The 14,713-nt window shown below is 49.8% G+C and carries 12 protein-coding genes; 8 read left to right on the plus strand and 4 right to left on the minus strand.

Annotated features, from left to right (window positions below; genetic code table 11):
- Window positions 1-92: 92 nt before the first annotated feature.
- Window positions 93-3,197 (minus strand): phosphoenolpyruvate carboxylase, encoded by a 3,105-nt coding sequence (ppc, locus tag C7I86_RS09490; protein ID WP_010873013.1) that lies wholly within the window; start codon window positions 3,195-3,197, stop codon window positions 93-95.
- 245 nt (window positions 3,198-3,442) lie between these two features.
- Window positions 3,443-3,736, minus strand: coding sequence for a hypothetical protein (locus tag C7I86_RS09495; RefSeq protein ID WP_014407115.1), 294 nt, complete (start codon window positions 3,734-3,736; stop codon window positions 3,443-3,445).
- 202 nt (window positions 3,737-3,938) lie between these two features.
- Between C7I86_RS09495 and C7I86_RS09500 the strand changes: the two genes are divergently transcribed.
- The 4 genes from C7I86_RS09500 to C7I86_RS09515 all read left to right on the plus strand — a co-directional run bounded on the left by C7I86_RS09500 (window position 3,939) and on the right by C7I86_RS09515 (window position 8,140).
- Window positions 3,939-4,397, plus strand: a complete 459-nt coding sequence (locus tag C7I86_RS09500) for an NfeD family protein (protein ID WP_010873015.1) — start codon at window positions 3,939-3,941, stop codon at window positions 4,395-4,397.
- Between the two features lie 8 nt (window positions 4,398-4,405).
- Complete coding sequence (gene nadC / locus C7I86_RS09505) at window positions 4,406-5,293, plus strand: carboxylating nicotinate-nucleotide diphosphorylase (RefSeq protein ID WP_010873016.1); 888 nt, start codon at window positions 4,406-4,408, stop codon at window positions 5,291-5,293.
- Between the two features lie 129 nt (window positions 5,294-5,422).
- Window positions 5,423-6,676 (plus strand): hypothetical protein, encoded by a 1,254-nt coding sequence (locus C7I86_RS09510; RefSeq protein ID WP_010873017.1) that lies wholly within the window; start codon window positions 5,423-5,425, stop codon window positions 6,674-6,676.
- Window positions 6,677-6,760: 84 nt separating this feature from the next.
- The gene (locus C7I86_RS09515) at window positions 6,761-8,140 is read left to right on the plus strand and encodes a Mur ligase family protein (RefSeq protein ID WP_010873018.1); all 1,380 of its coding nucleotides are present in this window, start codon (window positions 6,761-6,763) and stop codon (window positions 8,138-8,140) included.
- A 46-nt stretch (window positions 8,141-8,186) separates the two neighbouring features.
- Here C7I86_RS09515 and C7I86_RS09520 read toward each other — a convergent pair whose 3' ends face one another.
- Complete coding sequence (locus tag C7I86_RS09520; protein WP_010873019.1) at window positions 8,187-8,840, minus strand: cobalt-precorrin-8X methylmutase; 654 nt, start codon at window positions 8,838-8,840, stop codon at window positions 8,187-8,189.
- Entirely contained in the window at window positions 8,837-10,411 is a 1,575-nt protein-coding gene (locus C7I86_RS09525; RefSeq protein ID WP_010873020.1) for a pitrilysin family protein, read from the minus strand. Before C7I86_RS09525 ends, C7I86_RS09520 begins: the two co-directional genes overlap by 4 nt.
- Window positions 10,412-10,571: 160 nt before the next feature.
- Between C7I86_RS09525 and zds the strand changes: the two genes are divergently transcribed.
- The 4 genes from zds to C7I86_RS09545 all read left to right on the plus strand — a co-directional run bounded on the left by zds (window position 10,572) and on the right by C7I86_RS09545 (window position 14,698).
- Window positions 10,572-12,041, plus strand: a complete 1,470-nt coding sequence (zds, locus tag C7I86_RS09530) for a 9,9'-di-cis-zeta-carotene desaturase (RefSeq protein WP_010873021.1) — start codon at window positions 10,572-10,574, stop codon at window positions 12,039-12,041.
- A gap of 24 nt (window positions 12,042-12,065) precedes the next feature.
- Window positions 12,066-12,509: an SRPBCC family protein gene (locus C7I86_RS09535; RefSeq protein WP_010873022.1), complete on the plus strand. Its 444-nt coding sequence runs from the start codon at window positions 12,066-12,068 to the stop codon at window positions 12,507-12,509.
- 260 nt (window positions 12,510-12,769) lie between these two features.
- The gene (locus tag C7I86_RS09540; protein WP_010873023.1) at window positions 12,770-13,753 is read left to right on the plus strand and encodes an aldo/keto reductase; all 984 of its coding nucleotides are present in this window, start codon (window positions 12,770-12,772) and stop codon (window positions 13,751-13,753) included.
- A gap of 42 nt (window positions 13,754-13,795) precedes the next feature.
- Window positions 13,796-14,698, plus strand: a complete 903-nt coding sequence (locus tag C7I86_RS09545) for a fructose bisphosphate aldolase (protein WP_010873024.1) — start codon at window positions 13,796-13,798, stop codon at window positions 14,696-14,698.
- Window positions 14,699-14,713 lie beyond the last annotated feature (15 nt).

The following is a 14,713-nucleotide window of genomic DNA, read 5'->3' on the forward strand; positions in this document are numbered from 1 at the left end:
ATTGGCAATGGTATGGGATAATTTTTCGTCACAGTAAGCAGGGTCTAGGCAAGGGCAGGTCCTTACCCAATATTAGGCACCATATCACTGGATCAACCAGTATTACGCATTCCGGCCGCAATACCGTTAATGGTTAACAGAGCTCCCCGCAGTAGTTCTTCTTTGGAATAACGACGGTAACGCACGCCGCTGGTCTCCGCTTCCTGGGTTACTTGGCGTAAACGTTTCAGCAGGGAAATCTGCAGTAGCCCCAGGGGAACAATAGTACGATTTCGTAGGAGTACCGACCGTTGCAAAGAGCGATCGCCGTCCAGGAGGTGGGGATGGGCCGTAATTTCCATGGCAAAGTCCCTGGTTAATTGATACTCTTGCTTGATCTGCTGAAAAAGGCGATCGAATCGTTCCCGGTCTTCTGGCTTAGATAGCTCTTGCACATAGTGGGAAGCGATGGTGAGGTCCACCTTGGAAAGGGTCATTTCCACCTTCGAGATCACCATGTTGAAGAAAGGCCATTTGAAATAGAAGTAACGCAACAACTTCATATTTTTGACCGGGTCTTGGTCCACAAAGGATTTCAACGCCGTGCCCACCCCATACCAAGCCGGCAGCAGGAAACGGGTTTGGGTCCAACTGAACACCCAGGGAATGGCCCGCAAACTGCTGAGATCCGCTTTACCCCCCTTACGTCGGGCAGGGCGGGAACTAATCTGTAACTCGCTAATTTCAGGAATGGGGGTAACCGTCAGGAAGAAATCTAAAAAGTCCGGTTCTTCGTAAATCAAACTCCGGTAGGCTCGACGGGCAGTGCAGGCCAACTCCTCCATAATCCGGTTCCAGGGCTCAATGAAATCAAAACTACTTTTAAGTAAACTAGCTTGGATGACCGCCGTGGTTAAAGTTTCCAGGTTGTAGAGGGCCAACTCTGGCAGGGAATATTTAGAAGCTAACACTTCCCCTTGTTCGGTAATTTTGATCCGACCGTCCACGGTGCCTGCGGGCTGGGCCAAAATGGCTTTATAGGCCGGGCCGCCCCCCCGGCCAACAGATCCTCCTCGACCGTGGAACAGCCGGAGAATTACCCGATGGCTTTGGGCCACTGCCTGCAGTGATTTTTGGGCCTTATGAATTTCCCAGTTACTGCTCAAAAAGCCGGAGTCTTTATTGCTGTCGGAATAGCCCACCATAATTTCCTGGAGATTGCCGGGATTTAGTAGGGCTGTGGTGGTGGGAATTTGGTAATAATCCGGTGGCTGATTTTGCAACTCTTTTAAGGAATGGTAACTGCCCGCCAATGTAGCCCGGTAAAAAGGCAAGCTGAAAAGAGAATCCATAATCCCCGGAGCGTTTTTGAGATCTTCTACTGTTTCAAACAGGGGCACAATGCGGAGGGAATTGGAGGCGGTGGCCGGGTCATACAATCCGGCTTCCTTGGCTAACAGCAATACTTCCAACACATCACTGGCATCGTTGGTCATGCTGATGATGTAGGTTTGGCAAATATCCACCCCAAATTCCATTTGTAGATGGCGCAGGGTGCGGAGGGTTTCAATGGTTTCCCTAGTCCGCTCCGAAAAGGGCATTTCCTGGGGAATTAAAGGACGGCGGGTTTGCAGTTCTACCCCTAACCAGGCTAATTTATCTTCTTCGGCCATTTCTTCGTAGGGAGTGGTGAGTACCCCCATATACTCAGCAATTTCGGCGATCGCCTCGGCGTGGCGGGAAGATTCCTGGCGAAAATCCAACTGGGCTAGGTTAAAGCCATAGACTTCCAACTGGGTAATCAAATTTTCCAACTCCAGGCAGGTTAAACCAGTTTCGGTCAGATTACGCTGAATGAGTCTTAATTCCTCTAATAATTCTTCCCCAGTGCGATAGTGATTTTCGGCCGGCATGGTGATCATCGTTTGCCGTTCTTCTGGGTTGGCTAGACGATTATTACGCCGCAGGGTGTTTTCCAGCCGTTTGGTAACGTAGGCCAGCTTCATCCGATAGGGTTCCTGGCGATAGCGGAGAGAAAGTTCTTCGTAAATTTCCGGTAATTGAATGCGGTCCCGTTCCAAAGAGTCCAACAATTCCTGGGAGACTTTGCACCAATGGAGGGAAGGGCTAAGAATGGCCACCAGTTCCCCCAAACTAAACAAATATTTCCCCAGCACTAAACCCCGCTGGTAACAGGCCGTCTGCCAGGTCACTTCTGGGGTTACCGAAGGGTTGCCGTCCCGATCGCCACCGACCCAGGAGCCAAAATAACAAAAATTAGCCCGGGGGGCCCGCAGATGGGGAAAGGTTTCTTTAATAGCTTGTCCTAACCGTTTGGACAATTCCGGTACAGCGTCGAACAGTACTTCATCAAAATAATGGAGGGAATAGTCCACTTCGTCCAACACAGTGGGTTTGAACTGATGAAGTTCGTCGGTACGCCACCAAAAGCGAATTTCCTCCGTTAATTGGGCGATCGCCGTTTTTGCATCCCAGGTGTTGAGCCAGTCCCGACCGGTCACAGAACCCTGGAGTTGATCTAGTTTACGAAGAATGCGGTCCACCCTTCTTTGTTTGCGCCGGATGGTGTGACGGACAATTTCCGTGGGGTGAGCGGTGATCACCAGGCGAATGTCCAGATGATCCAATAAATTTTGGATATGTTGGGGGGGCACATTGAGGCGTTTTAGCTCCCTCATTAACCAATGGAACGTACCTACAGAAGCTTGCAATTCATTCTGGTCAATGCCCACTGGCAATGGTTCCGTTGACGCGCCTAATCGGGATGGGGGGACCATTTCTTCCTCATTGCCCGCCTGCTCATAGAAGTTGGTTTCCTGGGAAGCTTCCCAACGATTCCGTTGTTGCTCGTTTTGTTCGTAGTGCTGTTCAACGATGTTGATCAACTGGAAATATAGGGCAAAGGCCCGAGCCGCCCGGATGGCATCATTGAGTTCTAAATGCTCAATGCGCTGGGTAATACCCATGATGACTTCTTCGGAAATTTCGCTGGTGATCGCCTCATGGGTACCCTGAAGCCTTAATTCCGTCAGCAAATCCACCAATTCCTGGCCACATTCGCTTTGGAGCACCCTTTCCCACAATTCCTCCACCATCTTTAACCGCTGGTAAAGCACCGACTCTTCTTCAGAGTTGGAACCATTGCCATTACCAGACCAGTTAGTGGAAAGACCGAATGCAGGAACTGCCAAGTTCATGGGAACCTCTAGGACAAGATGGTGACGCTAACAACATCCAGAATGCGTTGCTACTGTACAAGATACTACGGGATTATCCCTACCTCACTCCGCATCCCAGGCTACAGCCAGCGATTTGTCGATGCCCCTCCCAGATTAGGGCAGAAAAAAACCCCTGGAGCAGGGGGAGGAAGAAGACAATGGACTAGGACACTAAAAGCCAAAATCACCGCAACCATAGATGAACAAAAACTAAATAGTGGCGTTTAGTAAGCTAAAGTTTCCAGGGTTTGACGAAGGTAGTGGCGCACTTGGGCGTCCAGCAGGGGAGGGGCCACAGTTTCTGTTTTGGACACCACAGCCTCGCCGTTATCATCCTGCCAGCATTTGAAACCGGAGCTATCGGCTATCGCCAATTTGAGACTGTTCCAGATGGCGGAATCAGAGTTAGAAGCAGATGCAAGGGTAGCAGTAGTCATATTTTTATATCTCGCAGTGGTGGTCAGGAAGCAACGAACGGGGTCCGACGTGACTTTGAGGTAACAGCTAAATACAGCCATTTTGTCGGCCTTAGCTCAACTACCTTCAGGTTAACCCAACTCCGGCGAGCTGGACTGTCAACTTAAGCACAATTGTAAAGAAAATTCAACAAACTTGCCATCACCGGGAATCAATGGACTGGGTTAGGATTGGGGAGAAGGGGAGCATTTCCCCCCTGGTTGCTAATTTTCCGGCTTTAACCGCAAGCCCAAGCTATTTCCTATGTCCCCTGTTTATCTCTGGATTGTAGCAGGCACCATACTCTGCCTTGTGGAAGTTATCTTCCCAGTGGATTTTGTGGCCGTTGTGATGGGATTAAGCGCTGTGGCTACCGCTGGAGTGGCCCTATTGGTCCCCGGCAGTTTTGCGCTCCAGTCCCTTTTTTGGTTGGGGTTATCGGTGTTGTCGATTATTTTACTGCGGCGTTTTCTGCCCCGGCCCAGCCGCAAAAGCATTCTCCAGGATGCAGTGGAAGGGCAATGTCTAACAGCTATTTTGCCCGGGGAAACCGGTCGGGTGCTCTATGAGGGCAACTCCTGGCGAGCGGAATGTCAGGATCCCGATGTGGCGATCGCCGTCAATGAAAAGGTTTATGTGGTGGGGCGCAGTGGCAATACGTTATTGGTTTATCCGGCCAATGCTCTCCAAGGGCGATCGGACATCCAACACCCCAATTTCTGATAAGAAGAGTGATGCGAATTTTGGTAACAAACCCAGCCCCCATGACCTGTTTACCCCCGTGGATAATTATTGATCCTTGGCTCCAGCAATGGTTGGCGGAGGATATTGGCCGGGGAGATTGGTCTACCCAGGGTCTCGGTTTACAGCATCGAGGCCAGGCCCGCTGGGTAGCAAAGGAAAATGGTGTGATAGCTGGATTACCCATGGCCGCCCGTATTTTTCAGCTTTTGGATCCCTCCATGGAATTCCAAGTCTTGGCTGGGGAAGGGCAAGCGGTGACTGCGAGCACGGTGGTGGCCACCATGGCAGGGAATTTAGGCAGTTTACTGACTGGGGAAAGGGTAGCTCTTAATTTGGTGATGGGTTTAAGCGGCATTGCCACCATGACCAGACAATACGTCCAGGCGATCGCCGACTATCCCACCCGCTTTGTCGATACGAGAAAAACCACCCCAGGGCTGCGGGTGTTGGAAAAATATGCCAGTCGTTTGGGGGGAGCCATGAACCATCGCCTTGGCCTGGATGATGCGGTAATGGTCAAGGATAATCATATTCAAGCGGCGGGAAGTATTACAAAAGCAGTGCAAACCCTACGGCAAAATTTGCCCTATCCCTTGGCCATTGAAGTGGAAACCAGCAATTTGGAGGAAGTACAGGAGGCGATCGCCACCCAGGTGGAAATTATTATGCTGGATAATATGGGCACCGACACCATGGCCACTGCCGTCAAATTAATCCGCCAAGCTAATCCCCTGATCCGCATTGAAGCTTCCGGCAACGTTACCCTGGCCAATCTAACGGCGATCGCCAGCACCGGGGTGGACTTTATCTCCAGCAGTGCCCCCATCACCCGTTCTCCCTGGTTAGACTTAAGTATGCAAATTGTACGAAATTGAACAAATCTGGCTAAATTTATGCCCAACCTCGGAAACTTAAACCGAAGTCGAGCCATCTTCAATAGGCAGTGACGGCTTGCCCCCGGTCCATGGCCATTGTCCTCTGCTTCCCCCCAGCCCTAAGTTTTTATGAATAACTCTGATTTCCTGTCTTTTTTCCCCGAGTCTGAAAACAATGGCCCAGCGGACGTCAACGCTGAAGAATTGGCCCTATTGTTCAATGGATTGAATGAAGAAGTACAGGAACAGGTAAATTCCTCTGAAAATGAGGATTTCGGTGCCATGTTGGACGGCATCGAAATGTTAGAAGAAATGCTGGTGGAAACGGAGCTAGCAGGGGAAGCGGCTCTGCAGGAAATGACCCCCTTGGAACAGGAAACGTCCGTCATGTTTGAAGGGAATGATTTGCAGTATGAAGAAGTGGATGAAGATAATTTTGCTCCTAGTGTGCTAATTCCGCCCTTTCTCCGGGCCCATGAAGCCTTACAGGAACAGGTTGTTAGCCTAGGACAACGTTTAGCTTCTACGGAACAGGAACTCCTGGGGCACCAGCGTCGGGCTTCCAGTGCTGAGAATTTAATTCAAGACCAGGCGATCGCCCTCACCCAAGCCCAGGAACAATTGGCCCATACGGTGGCGGAATTGCAGGTTTACCAAGAAGCGTGTAAACAACAACAGTTACAGGTGGAAACCCTGACGGAACAGCTCGCCGCCAGCCAGGATTTGATCATTGCCCAACAAAATCAGTTGCACAGTGGAGAGCATGGCAATAGCAATGAGGTAAAAATTCAAGAACTTCGCACTGAGATCAATAGTTTGAAGACGGAAAATGAACAACTAAAAGGACAGATCACTTGCCACAACTCAGAGGTGGCCCGCTTTGAACAACAACTTGCTGAACTGACTGCCCGCTTACAACGACAACAGCGCTACGCCTTGCAATATAAATCTGCCTTGGAACAATACCTGGCCCAACCTGACCTTCTTCCCCTGGAAGCCATTGGTGAGGTGGTGGCTAACGTAACAACCCAGTCTAAGGAAGTGAAACCCTGGGCCAGTGTGGGGGATGTGTTGGCTTCATTTACCAGGGGCAGTTCTGAGTCGGCCAGTGCTCCGGTGGCGGATCTCACACCAGGCTTGGTAAACTTTTCCCCTTCCCCAGATAAAGAATCGGCTGGCCAGCCATCGGCAAGTAAGAAGGAGCAAAAAGAGCAAAGGAATCAGACAGAAGAAGTTCCTTTCTCCCCTCCCGTGGAGCCGGCTAAACCCGTTGACCCTATCCCCGCCATTGACCAACTGAGTTTTGCGGTTAAGGAGCCAAAACCTTCCCGTCGCTCCATTGATTTGCCAGGCTTTTTACCCCGCTCTACGCCAATGGAGTAATCTTCAACGGTAATGTTGAACAAAGACGGTAGAGATTGATTTTCTTACTGTTACTTGGGGGCAGTTTATTTTTCTTAGATATTCATGAGTAATCTTTCGATCGCCGATGGGATTCGTCTCGGCATTGCAGTAGGGGTGGCCAAGACCGTTACGGCCGTGGTTAAAGCTCTGCGGTTGGGGTCTGCCAGTGTGTTACCGGGGGAAATTGCCCGTCGTCTGCACCCGAAAATGTTGGGACTGTTGGCCCAGCAGGTGTCCCAGGGGGTAATTTTAGTAGTGGGAACCAATGGCAAAACCACCACCTCGTTGCTGTTACGAAAAATTTTGGTGGATCAGGGCTATCGAGTCACCCATAATGCCACCGGCGCTAATTTAATCAATGGTTTAATCACCGCTTTACTGGCCGATGCCAATTTATTTGGGCGTTTATCCACCGATTTCGCCATCTTAGAAGTGGATGAAAATGTACTTCCTTTGGTGTTAAAAGATTGTCAACCCAGGGCAATTTTGGCTTTGAATCTTTTCCGGGATCAATTAGACCGTTACGGCGAAGTGGATAGCATCAGTCAGCGCTGGCAAAAGGCGATCGCCCCTTTACCAGAAAACACCATTGTTGCGGTCAATGCCGACGACCCCACCCTCTCCCATCTGGGGCAAAAGTTAGCCCAACGGGTTTGTTACTTTGGCCTGAGCGAGCCGGATTTATACCTGGAAGAAATTCCCCATGCAGTGGATTCCATCTACTGTCCCCAGTGCGGCACTTCCCTGGATTATCGGGGAGTGTACCTTTCCCATTTGGGGGATTATCAGTGTCCCAGCTGTGGATTCCAAAAAAGTCAGCCCGCTTTCCACAGCAGTAAGTGGCCCCAAATTCTCATCGGCGTTTACAACAAATACAACACCCTCGCCGCTGGTTTGGTAGCCCAACAATTGGGGGTGAACACAGAAAATATTTTCAACAATATCCGCAGTTTTAAAGCGGCCTTTGGGCGGGCGGAGGAATTGAACGTAGAGGGCAAACATGTCCGCATTTTGTTGTCTAAAAATCCAGTGGGTTTAAATGAAACCATCCGGGCTGTTAATGACCTCAAACTTCAGGGCCAGTGCTCCACCACTCTATTAGTGCTCAATGACCGCATTGCCGATGGCACCGATGTTTCTTGGATTTGGGATGTGGATACAGAACCCCTAGTGGCTTCCGGGGGCACTTTTGTTGTCAGTGGCGATCGCCTTTATGACATGGCACTGCGTTTGCAATATAGTCAGGAAAATTTAATTCAACCTAGCCAAGGGGAGGAACCGTGGGATGGCCACACATCAAGGCTAATTTTGGAAGAAAATCTTGAAAAAGCGGTGCAAATTGCTTTGGAGCTAACCCCAGCAGAGGAAACTCTCCATATTATTCCCACCTATACCGCCATGTTGGAAGTGCGGGGCATCCTCACTGGCCGAAAAATTCTCTAGGACTTGTTGGAGTCCCCCTGGCCTCCCAATGATGGGGGGGATTTCTTCAGCCTTCCCGCCATGCCAGCATGAGTAACGCATTGACAATACCTGCAGCCACGGGAGAACCACCTTTGTTACCCTCAACCCTTATTTGCGGGCAAGGTAGTAAGGACAAGGCTTTTTTCGCTTCTAAAACCCCAATGAAACCTACCGGAACACCAATAACTAGGGCCGGTTTTGCTTTACCTGCGGCGATCGCCTGACAGAGGGTTAACAAGGCGGTGGGGGCATTGCCGATGACATAGATAGCTTCGGGAAATTGGGCAATACAGCGGTCCATGCCGGTTTCGGTGCGGGTTTTGCCTGGGTCAGCGATGGTAGCAAAATCGATCGCCGTTTGGATTGGATTGTTAAAAGTGCGCTGGACTAAACCTTGGATGCCCTGTTTGACCATATTCACATCCACCACAATGGTTTGACCGTGGCGCAAACTTTCTATTCCCCTGGCGATCGCCTGATGTTCCGGCAGATCTGGATCAAACTCAGCCTGGGGTAAATCCGGAGCAAAACGGAGTAAATGCAAAAAATCAAAATCCGCTGTGCTGTGGATCACCCGGCGGGCAATGGCATACTCCTGGGAAGATAAATTATGGGGCCCCACAGAACGGTCAATGTGGGCAAAACTTTCTAGCAAAATCGGATGTTCTAGGGGAATCATTGGCGATTAGATTCCGGTAAAATCCGACCAATGGTACTGTTTTCTGGACGAAAAGTTTCTTGGGCCACCCGTTGAATATCCTCCGGTGTCACTGCGGCGATCGCCTCTAAGCGGGCAAACAAATTACGCCAATCCCCGGTGCGGACGTTATATTTCACCAACAGTTGGGCCATGCCCATATTGGAATTGAGGGATTGCAAAGCGGAAGTTTGCAGTAAATTTTGGGCCCGCTCCAATTCCTCCGGGGTAACGGGTTCCATTTTTAGCCGTTCAATTTCCCCGTGTAACGCCTCGCTAAGGTCGTCCAAACTGCGACCGGGGGCACTCTGGGCATAGAACATTAACAAATTGGGAAATTTATCCGCCGGAAAACCGTTAAAGCCCTGGGCCATCAATGCCAACTGTTTTTCTTCCACTAGGGATTGATAAAGGCGGGAAGTGCGGCCACTGCTCAAAATAGTCGTCATCACATCAAACACCGCACTGTCGGGATCATCAAAAGCGGGGCTATGGTAACCCTCGAAGTACCAGGGTTGGGAAGGCAAGGTCAGATTAATTTCCTTCTGCTGCGTCTGGGGAGGCTCCACCACCGTTACCTGGGGCGTAGGGGGACGCTGGGGGAAACGACCAAAATATTTCTGCGCCAAACTTTTTACCTGGTCAACCTTCACGTCTCCCACCACGGCAATGGTCATGTTACCGGGGATGTAATATTTCTCGTAAAAATCCGTCACGTCCTGGCGGGAAAGATTGCGGATATCTTCGTCATAGCCAATCACCGGGCGGCGGTAGGGATGTTTGGTAAAAGCCGTATCTAAAAATTCCTCCACCATTTGCCCCACTGGGTTATTTTCGGTCCGCATGCGCCGCTCTTCCAGAATCACCTCCTGCTCTTGGTAAAATTCCCGAAATACCGGCTCCAAAAAGCGCTCCGACTCTAGAGACATCCACAGTTCCAGCTTGTTAGAAGGCAAACTGTAAAAGTAAAAAGTAGCATCGGCACTGGTGGCCGCATTTAAACCCACGCCCCCGGCCATCTGGATAATCTGACCAAATTCGTTCTGCTTGATTAAATCCTGGGCCTGCTGTTGGATTTGCTTAAATTGCTCCTGTAACTTTTGTTCCCCCGTCTTATCTCCTTTAGCCCTGGCAGTGGTGATTTGGGCAAACACTTGGTCTAACTGATCCAACAACTGTTGTTCCTGGGTAAAATCCTTAGTGCCAATGCGTTCCGTTCCCTTAAACGCCATGTGTTCCAAAAAGTGGGCCACCCCAGTTTTTCCCACTGGTTCGTCCACGCCCCCCACGTCAAAATAGGTGTAAAAAGACACCACTGGAGCCTCATTATTTTCCATCACAATAAATTTCAAGCCATTATCCAGTTGAAATTCCGTTATCCTCTGGATCGCCCGGTTGAGGTAGGGAGTCAGGGTTTGGCTATTGCGGTTATTGGTCGGGGCCAAGTCAGCGGCGATCGCCGGATGGGACCAAAGCCCGGGTCCATGGAGAACCAATATTAGGGCAGTGACCAATAGACAACGGGATAGAGAACGGAACACAAGCAGAGGCATGGGGAAAATGAATAACCAACGCAAACTATTTATAGCAACTACTTTAGATGATCTGGGCTGACAACCTTGGCGCTTGCCGGGAGGGATCAATCAACATTAAAATTTGTAACAGTGCCGATTTAGCGGGCCAGTCAAAGTCAAATCAAAGGGTAAAGCCGAAATGCGTGTTGCAATTGTGGGAGCAGGATTGGCGGGAATGGCCACCGCAGTGGAATTGGTAGATGCGGGGCACGAAGTTGAACTGTACGAAGCCCGTAGTTTCATCGGCGGTAAAGTGGGCAGTTGGGTGGACGGCGACGGTAATCACATTGAAATGGGTCTGCACGTTTTCTTTGGCTGTTACTACAACCTTTTTAACCTGATGGAAAAGGTGGGGGCCAAGCAAAATCTACGGCTCAAGGAACATACCCACACCTTTGTTAACCAAGGGGGCCGCATTGGTGAACTGGACTTTCGTTTCCTCACCGGTGCTCCCTTTAACGGTCTGAAAGCATTTTTCACCACGTCCCAACTGGATACCAAAGATAAAATTGCCAACTCCATCGCCCTGGCCACCAGTCCCATTGTGCGGGGTTTAGTGGACTTTGACGGAGCCATGAAAACCATCCGGGATTTGGACAGAATTAGTTTTGCGGAATGGTTCCTCAGCAAAGGTGGCAACGAAGGTAGTTTGAAAAAAATGTGGGACCCGATCGCCTACGCGTTGGGTTTTATCGATACGGAAAATATTTCTGCCCGCTGTATGCTGACCATTTTCCAACTGTTTGCCGCCCGCACAGAAGCATCAGTGTTGCGGATGTTGGAAGGTTCCCCCCAGGAATATTTACACAAACCCATTCAGGAATATTTGGAACAACGGGGCACCAAGTTTTACACCAGGCACAAAGTTAAGGAAATCAAGACCAAAGTTACGGACGGGGAAACCAGGGTAACAGGATTAATTATCAATGACGGCGTGGAAACCAAAACCGTAACCGCCGATGCTTATGTAGCCGCCTGTGACGTGCCGGGTATTAAAAATCTGTTGCCGGAAAATTGGCGCACCCAATGGGATTTTTTCAACAAAATTTACTATTTAGACACTGTCCCCGTGGCCACGGTGCAACTGCGCTTTGACGGTTGGGTTACGGAAATGAACGATCCCGCTAAACGCAAACAGTTGGAACAAGCCTTTGGCTTAGATAATTTGCTCTACACCAGCGACGCAGAGTTTTCCTGTTTTGCCGACCTCGCCCTCACTAGCCCCGCCGACTATTACCGCCCAGGGGAAGGTTCCCTATTACAACTGGTATTGACCCCCGGTGACCCTTTTATGAAAGAATCCAACGAGGCGATCGCCTATCGGGTACTCAAACAAGTCAAAGCCCTTTTCCCCTCAGCGGCGGATTTGAATATGACTTGGTACAGCGTAATTAAACTAGCCCAATCTTTGTACCGGGAAGCACCGGGCATGGACCTGTTCCGCCCCAGCCAAGCAACCCCCATAGCCAACTTCTTTTTAGCCGGTAGCTACACCCAACAGGATTACATCGATAGTATGGAGGGGGCCACCCTGTCCGGTCGTCAAGCGGCCCAGGCGATTTTGGCCAACCAAGCCCGTTTGCAAACTGCAGTCCTGGCATCTCAGTAATTTTGGTAAACATCGGCAAAACCCATGGCTAATTGGTTAGAACATAGCGTGCAAGTGGAAGTGGATGCCCCCATCGAATTGGTGTGGCAACTGTGGTCTGACCTGGAGCAGATGCCCCGCTGGATGAAATGGATCGATTCCGTCAAAGTACTGGAAGACAATCCCGACCTTTCCCGCTGGAAGTTGGCCAGTGGCAGTTTGGAATTCACCTGGTTGTCCCGGATTACTAAGTTAATTTCCCAACAAATAATCCAATGGGAATCGGTGGATGGTTTACCCAACCGGGGCGCAGTGCGTTTTTATGACCGCCATGGCAAAAGCATTGTCCGCCTCACCATTGCCTATAGCGTCCCAGGCTGGTTGGCATTGCTAATGGATAATCTCTTCCTCGGTCGGGTGGTGGAATCCACTATTCAAGCTGACTTGGAACGATTTCGGGAATATATCAATAATTTGCAGGCTTCCTGAGGTAAGTTTGCGCTGAATAGTAGAACTAAGGCTAATGGTGCCGATTACTGATCAACATTGAAAGGATTAAGTAAACAAACTCCCGTAGCAACAAAATCCTTCACATTGCGAGTAATTGGGAATGTCGGGTTTGGTTGTTTGGATTAATCACTTAATCGGATGGAGAAATCTTGCAGAGATTCATCGTAAACCTGAACCAAAGAAGACACAGGCTTGAAATTTGACCAAACGCTGTCTAAATAAGTGAAAATTTAGGTACTGTGCAGAGTTTCAATAGGATAAATTCAATGAAATATTTCCCTTTGAGCAATGGGGAGCAGATTCCCGCCCTGGGTCTGGGAACATGGAAATCGTCCCCTCAGGTAGTGGGTCAAGCCGTTGAGCAAGCTTTGGACTTGGGGTATCGTCACCTTGACTGTGCTGCTATCTATGGCAATGAAGCAGAAATTGGAGCTACTTTAGCCAATGCTTTCACCAAGGGGGTGGTCAAGCGAGAGGAACTCTGGATTACCTCCAAGCTGTGGAGTAATGCCCATCATCCCGACGCGGTTTTACCTGCTCTCGAAAAAACTTTGCAGGATTTGGGTCTAGATTATTTGGATCTATATCTAATCCATTGGCCGGTGGTCATTCAACCCGATGTTGGATTTCCTGAATCCGGTGATCAGTTACTACCATTTACCCCGGCTTCCCTAGAAGGAACCTGGCAAGCGTTGGAGAAGGCCGTTGATTTGGGACTCTGTCACCATATTGGGGTGTCTAATTTCAGCCTGAAGAAGTTGGAAATGGTGCTGTCCATGGCCCGTATTCCCCCCGCTGTCAATCAGGTGGAATTGCACCCCTACCTCCAACAATCAGACTTGCTAACGTTTGCTAACTCGCAAAACATTTTACTAACAGCCTATTCTCCCCTGGGCTCTGGCGATCGCCCGGCGGCCTTCCAACAAGCAGCAGAACCGAAATTACTAACTGATCCAGTGATTAATGGGATTGCAGCTGAACAAGGGTGCAGTGCGGCCCAAGTCCTTTTGGCCTGGGCCATTCAACGGGGAACCGTGACCATTCCGAAGTCGGTTAATCCTGAACGACTAGAACAAAATTTGAGGGCGGCAGATATCACCCTCACGGATAGCGAGATGGCGAAAATTGCCCTATTAGACCGTCATTACCGCTACGTGTCGGGAGACTTTTGGACCATGCCGGGCAGTCCCTATACGTTACAAAACCTATGGGATGAAATTTAAACCTTAAGATATTACAGAAACTTATCGCAGAGGGAAGAAAGCGTGATGACTCTCGAACCAAACCAGGAACAACTGAAAAAAATGAAATCCCATCCTGGTTTCATTGCCGCCCTAGACCAAAGCGGTGGTAGTACTCCAGGGGCGTTGGCCGATTATGGAATCGAACCCAATACCTATTCTGGTGACGACCAAATGTTCGCACTGGTGCATCAAATGCGGACCAGGATCATGACCAGTCCCGGCTTCACTGGCGATCGGATTTTGGCCGCAATCCTGTTCGAGGACACCATGAACCGGGAGGTTGATGGGGAGCCCACGGCCAACTACCTTTGGCAAAACAAACAAATCGTACCGATTTTGAAGGTAGACAAAGGACTGGCCCAAGAGAAGGATGGGAGCCAATTGATGAAGCCCATTCCCCAGCTTGACAGTCTGCTAATGAAGGCCAAGAAAAAAGGCATCTTCGGTACCAAAATGCGGTCATTTATCAAACATGCCAATCCCGCCGGTATCGAGGCGATCGTGGACCAGCAATTCGAGCTAGCCCAGCAAATTATTGCCGCTGGCCTGGTGCCGATTATTGAGCCCGAAGTAGATATTCACTGCTCGGAGAAAGCTCAGGCGGAAGCGTTACTCAAACAAGCCATGCTGAAACATCTCAACCAATTACCCAAAGGACAGTGGGTGATGCTCAAACTCACTCTGCCGGAGCAAGACAACCTTTATAGCAATTGCATCGAACATGCCAATGTCTTGAGAGTGGTTGCTTTGTCGGGGGGCTACTCCCAAGCGGAAGCTAATGAGCGTCTAAGCAGGAATCACGGTGTCATAGCAAGCTTTTCACGAGCTTTGACTGAGGGACTAACGGCCCAACAAACTGATGCTGAGTTCAACACCATGTTGGACGAATCCATTGAAAAAATCTATCAGGCATCGATTACGTAGTCCATGTTAAGTAAA

It is taken from the genome of Synechocystis sp. IPPAS B-1465 (assembly GCF_003015225.1).
Taxonomy (GTDB): domain Bacteria; phylum Cyanobacteriota; class Cyanobacteriia; order Cyanobacteriales; family Microcystaceae; genus Synechocystis.